Origin of the sequence: Devosia soli, from assembly GCF_000970455.1 — a bacterium.
In the GTDB taxonomy this organism is placed as follows: Bacteria; Pseudomonadota; Alphaproteobacteria; order Rhizobiales; family Devosiaceae; genus Devosia; species Devosia soli.
In genome coordinates, this window is the sequence record NZ_LAJG01000012.1 from 1 (window position 1) to 4,542 (window position 4,542).

The window sequence follows — 4,542 nt, forward strand, 5'->3', positions numbered from 1 at the left end:
CCCCTTCCCCCACTCGTCCGCGCCCCACCGACGGGACGGCAGACAAAGGAGCTGAAACGGCGCCTTCGCGGCTGGTCGCACAGCAGGACAAACCCGTCTCCCTTTTCCGCGGCTCGTGCGAACCAACCAACTATCGTGCTGAAGTTATCGCCGATTTGGGCCGTCGTGGCACCAGGCTTGGCGAGCAAATCGCGGAAAATGTCGGCATAATTCGGGTCAGGTCACGCGGAGACTAAGTGCTCAACACCAAGTTCGGCCGCGTCATTCGCGACGAAGTCGAGGATGTGAGCGCCAGGGACCTCGGAGAAAAGGGGAGGTTTTCAAGTTCGGACGGCCCAACAGAATCGTCAACGACTACTATGCCGATGCGACGCTGCGATCGATCGAAGACAACCGGGACCGACAGGATCGATATCGCCTTCGTGCATGATCTTGCTCAGGATTTTTACGGCAACGAATGGCTTTCTGTTTTCGAAACGGCGCGCAAAGGCGCCTTTCGAGCCCCTGACCGTTTGCGTGATGAAAGGGTCGTCGGCGCCTGGGACCTCGGGGTCGACCGGGTTGAACCGATCGAACTGGTCATGGGCCTCAACGCGCCTCGGCCAGGCGGCTTTCTTCTGGCTGGCCGGTATTCCCTGCTCGATCATGACCAGGCGCTCGAGCGCGTCATGCTCTCTGTCGCGACGGAGGGGCTGAGTATCATCGTCGGCGGCCCATAGAGTTCCGACGCGCTCGTTGGCGGCACGCACTTCGAATATGCGCCGGCGATCCGCGACGATCCGGGCGACAGTCTGGATCGGCCTTTTGGCGCTGCAGAAAGGCCGGCAATCGCGGCACGAAGAAATCGAGAAAAACCCTGGTGCGTACCGGCATATGGGTCGCGCCCTTGAACACCGCGTGGATTTCGTCATCCTCGGCAAGGCTGGTTTCCGCCAGCACCTCGACGAGATCACCCCGGGCGATATGCCCACGAAGGTGATAGTCGGCCACCCGGCCGTGTCGGCCTGCCGGGATCACCTGCCTCTGCTGCTCGAGCAGCACGCCATTTCCCACCGCCAGGGCAAGTTTCAGAATGTCACCCGGCCGATTCTCGGCTATGCCGGCATTGATGGCGTTCCTGTCCCGGTGCGCTATGTTGCGCGAGGCCCACATAGGCCCGGCACATGGCAAGCAATTCCACCTGCAGCGCTTCGATCGCCGCCTCTGACAGGTTGCGCTCGAAGGCGTTCCGGATCGTTCCGAAAATCACGGTGACCAGCGTCAGGTTCGCGATCGGCAGGTTGGCAAAGGCGGCGTCCGGGGCACTCTCGAGCATGGCAGTCGTCGCGGCATCCACCCGCCGGGCAAAGGCCTCGACCAATGCCTCGTTGTCCATCTCGACCACCGACCGATAGAGCGCCCGCGTTACCTCGGCCCGCTCGGTCTTGGCCCGCCAATAGGTCGCGATCAGCGCCGCCAGCATTTCCCCCACCGGCTTGCCAATTTGCGCCCGACAGGTCGCTTCGACTTTTGCCGCCAGCACCTCGAGATAGCGCTCGTTGAGCGCAAAGATCAGCGACTGCTTGTGCGGAAAATACTGGTACATCGTCCCCACCGAAACACCGGCCCGCTCCGCCACCCGCGTCGTGGTCAGCGCCCGCGTGCCGTCTGCCAGCAAAACCTGAATGGTCGCCTCGAAAATCGCGTCCAGCGTTGCAGCCGAACGCGCCTGGCGCGGCCTTTTCCGGGGCGCCAGCGAGGCGGGTGCAGCGGTAGCCATATGCGAATTCCCAAACTGAAGGATGCTTCACATATTATGGCCATTCCAAAACACTGGAAAGGATCATCCATGGCAAACAAGCGCATTGCCCTCATCACTGGAGGCAACAAGGGCATTGGGCTCGAGATTGCCCGCCAGCTCGCCGGGGCCGGCGTCACCGTTATCATCGGCTCGCGCGAGGCTGGGCGCGGCGCAGCGGCGGTTGCCGATCTTGCGGCGCAGGGCCTTTTGGCGACCTCGGTCCCGCTGGACGTCACGGACGAGGCCAGCATCGCGTCTGCCGCGGCCGCCCTCGCAGCCAATAATGGCCATCTCGACATTCTCGTCAATAATGCCGGCATCTTCGATTTCGCCGATGCCGCCCCCAGCAGCGCGTCAATTTCTGCGGTCCGCAAGGTGATGGAAACCAACTTCGTCGGCGCCCTCGCCGTCACCCAGGCAATGCTGCCGCTGCTGCGCCGGTCCGCGGCGGGCCGGATCGTCAACCTGTCAAGCTCGCTCGGCTCGCTGAGCGTCAACGCGGACCCGTCATCGCCCTATTTCGCGCAGCGCTATATCGGCTACAACGCCTCGAAAGCGGCCCTCAATATGTTGACCATCCAGCTCACCGAGGAGCTTCGCGATACCGGCATCGTCGTCAATTCCGTCAGTCCCGGCTTCGTCAAGACCGACCTCACCGGCTATGGGGTCATGACGCCCGAGGAAGGCGCGCGCCTGCCGGTGCAGCACGCTCTGGGCGGCGCTGACAACGGCCGCTTCATCGAACCCGGAGGCTACACACCCTGGTAAAAGCCGCCTGCACTTATCGCCTCCAGCCCGCCCAAGACCAAAAGCGCCATCCATGCCCCATCTAGCCGGCCCATCGCTTTGCCAGCGTACTTCTCGAAAGGGGTAGGAAGGGGACGGTCGACTACCAGTCTCCCGTTGATAATCAGCTGACACCTTTATGCACCTCATCTCGGATAATGTTGCGATTGACAGGTCGCTCAACGAAGAGCATTGTACTGATTGGTACATATGATACCGATCAGTACAGGAACTCGCTATGTCACGCCCCCCTCTACCCCCATTCACCCGAGAAACAGCCATCGAAAAGGTTCGTCTGGCCGAAGATGGCTGGAACACGCGCGATGCCGCGAAAGTGGCTCTGGCCTATACGCTGGACACGCATTGGCGTAACCGCGCCGAGTTTTGCACCACCCGCGAAGAGGCACAGGCCTTCTTGACCCGCAAATGGAACAAGGAGCACGAATACCGCCTCATCAAGGAATTGTGGGCCTTTACTGAAAACCGGATCGCTGTTCGCTATGCCTATGAATATCGGGACGACAGCGGGCATTGGTATCGCGCTTACGGCAACGAGAACTGGGAATTTGTAGAGGACGGCCTGATGGCGAACCGGCACGCGAGCATCAATGAAATGCCAATATCGGAAAGCGAGCGTCTGTTCCGCTGGCCGTTGGGTCGTCGGCCCGATGACCACCCCAGCCTCAGCGATCTAGGTCTCTAGTATGGCTCGATTGGTCGCCGAAAGATCCGACGCTATTGCGCCCCTTGCCGAAGTTTTTCGCGAGTATGGCTATGAGGGCGCCAGTCTGGCGTTGATCAGCAAGGCTACGGGTCTTGGAAAGGGCAGCTTGTACCACTTTTTCCCAAACGGGAAGGAAGAGATGGTGCAGGCCGTCCTTGCCGATATCCATCAATGGTTCGAAAGCTCCATCTATTCGCCCCTGCGAGACGGGGACGATGCTGATGAAGCCATTAATTTGATGCTCGACGAGACGCTCGCCTATTTCAAGTCAGGTCAGCGCGTTTGCCTCGTCGGCTCCTTGGCAGTCGGCAATACGCGCGACCGCTTCTCCAAAGCTATTCGGGGGTATTTTGGCAATTGGATAGAGGCTTTGAAAGCAGCCCTTATTCGACAAGGTAGAGATCCCGCGCTTGCGCAGAGCCTCTCCGAAGACGCGGTACTCTCGATCCAGGGCGCGATTGTACTGTCTCGGGCGATGGACGATCCCATTAGGTTCCAGCGCGCGATTGACCAGCTTCGAAGCAAGTTGGCGGCTTAAGGGATTGCCTTCGCCAAGCAGGCAATTGCCGCATGCAGCGCATCAATATAGCGCCGCTGTTGCTGCGTCACACGCCAGATAAAATCGCGTCCATACTGCGCGCCCATCGCGGTCCCGGGTCTTGGCGTGCTCCTCATCGGCATCGCGGCCCCAAATCGACGGCCCGATGCACTGCCGCCACGCGAATTGGCCAGTGTTGCGGCCAGCGCCAGCGTTGGCAGCCAACCGCGCGGCAGCCGATCTCGCTTGTCGATAGCGGCCGTTGGAATCATGTTTCGGCGCGCGCAATGCTCTTTAGGAAGCGCAGACCGCGCTGGTATTCGGGCACGCCAAAGTGCTCGAGCATCAGCGGCACATCGCGGCCCAGCTTGCCGATTTCCGCGACATAGGCGCGATAGTCCAGGTTTCCCTCGCCCGGCGGCACTTCGTCGAGATGGAAGGAAATCGTGCCCGGTCCACCCTTCATCACGATATCCTTGGCGTGGCACGAAACCACCCATGGCCCCAAAAGCGCAAAGGCCTCGCGGATCATGGCGCCGGTGTTGAAATAGAGCCGTGGCGTGATCACGAGGTTGGCAGCGTCAATGTGGGCGCCGAACTCCGCGCGGTCGATCGCCTTCAAGAGCTTGAGATAGTTTTCCGGCGTGTCGGTCACGAGCCAGGGCACCATCTCGAGGGAGAATTTTGTGCGCTTTGGCTTTACCGCATCGATGA

At 60.8% G+C, this 4,542-nt stretch carries 6 protein-coding genes and 1 pseudogene; 4 read left to right on the plus strand and 3 right to left on the minus strand.

What is annotated here, in order from left to right:
* Positions 1–236 precede the first annotated feature (236 nt).
* Positions 237–716 (plus strand): annotated as a pseudogene (locus tag VW35_RS20405) (aldo-keto reductase family protein); the annotation flags it as partial.
* Here VW35_RS20405 and VW35_RS20410 read toward each other — a convergent pair.
* Together VW35_RS20410 and VW35_RS04070 are read right to left on the minus strand one after the other, a co-directional pair.
* Entirely contained in the window at positions 700–1,041 is a 342-nt protein-coding gene (locus VW35_RS20410; protein ID WP_152662475.1) for a type 2 periplasmic-binding domain-containing protein, read from the minus strand. The pseudogene VW35_RS20405 and the gene VW35_RS20410 overlap by 17 nt on opposite strands.
* Before the next feature lie 34 nt (positions 1,042–1,075).
* Complete coding sequence (locus VW35_RS04070; RefSeq protein WP_046141769.1) at positions 1,076–1,759, minus strand: TetR/AcrR family transcriptional regulator; 684 nt, start codon at positions 1,757–1,759, stop codon at positions 1,076–1,078.
* A 69-nt stretch (positions 1,760–1,828) separates the two neighbouring features.
* Here VW35_RS04070 and VW35_RS04075 point away from each other — a divergent pair, with 69 nt between their 5' ends.
* The 3 genes from VW35_RS04075 (at position 1,829) to VW35_RS04085 (ending at position 3,828) form a co-directional block, all read left to right on the plus strand.
* A complete protein-coding gene (locus tag VW35_RS04075; protein WP_046141770.1) occupies positions 1,829–2,548 on the plus strand; it encodes an SDR family NAD(P)-dependent oxidoreductase in 720 nt (239 codons plus the stop codon).
* A 256-nt stretch (positions 2,549–2,804) separates the two neighbouring features.
* Positions 2,805–3,269 carry a nuclear transport factor 2 family protein gene (locus VW35_RS04080; RefSeq protein ID WP_046141771.1) on the plus strand — a complete coding sequence of 155 codons (465 nt, stop codon included), beginning with the start codon at positions 2,805–2,807 and terminating at the stop codon, positions 3,267–3,269.
* Position 3,270: 1 nt separating this feature from the next.
* Positions 3,271–3,828, plus strand: coding sequence for a TetR/AcrR family transcriptional regulator (locus tag VW35_RS04085; protein WP_046141772.1), 558 nt, complete (start codon positions 3,271–3,273; stop codon positions 3,826–3,828).
* A 268-nt stretch (positions 3,829–4,096) separates the two neighbouring features.
* Here VW35_RS04085 and VW35_RS04095 read toward each other — a convergent pair.
* Positions 4,097–4,542, minus strand: a 446-nt coding sequence (locus VW35_RS04095) for a sugar phosphate isomerase/epimerase family protein (RefSeq protein ID WP_046141774.1), incomplete at its 5' end; no start/stop codon positions are given.

Coding starts and splice junctions, on each gene's coding strand:
- VW35_RS04075 (WP_046141770.1), top strand. CDS start 1,829: ATGGCAAACAAGCGCATTGCCCTCATCACTGGAGGCAACAAGGGCATT.
- VW35_RS04080 (WP_046141771.1), top strand. CDS start 2,805: ATGTCACGCCCCCCTCTACCCCCATTCACCCGAGAAACAGCCATCGAA.
- VW35_RS04085 (WP_046141772.1), top strand. CDS start 3,271: ATGGCTCGATTGGTCGCCGAAAGATCCGACGCTATTGCGCCCCTTGCC.
- VW35_RS04070 (WP_046141769.1), bottom strand. CDS start 1,759: ATGGCTACCGCTGCACCCGCCTCGCTGGCGCCCCGGAAAAGGCCGCGC.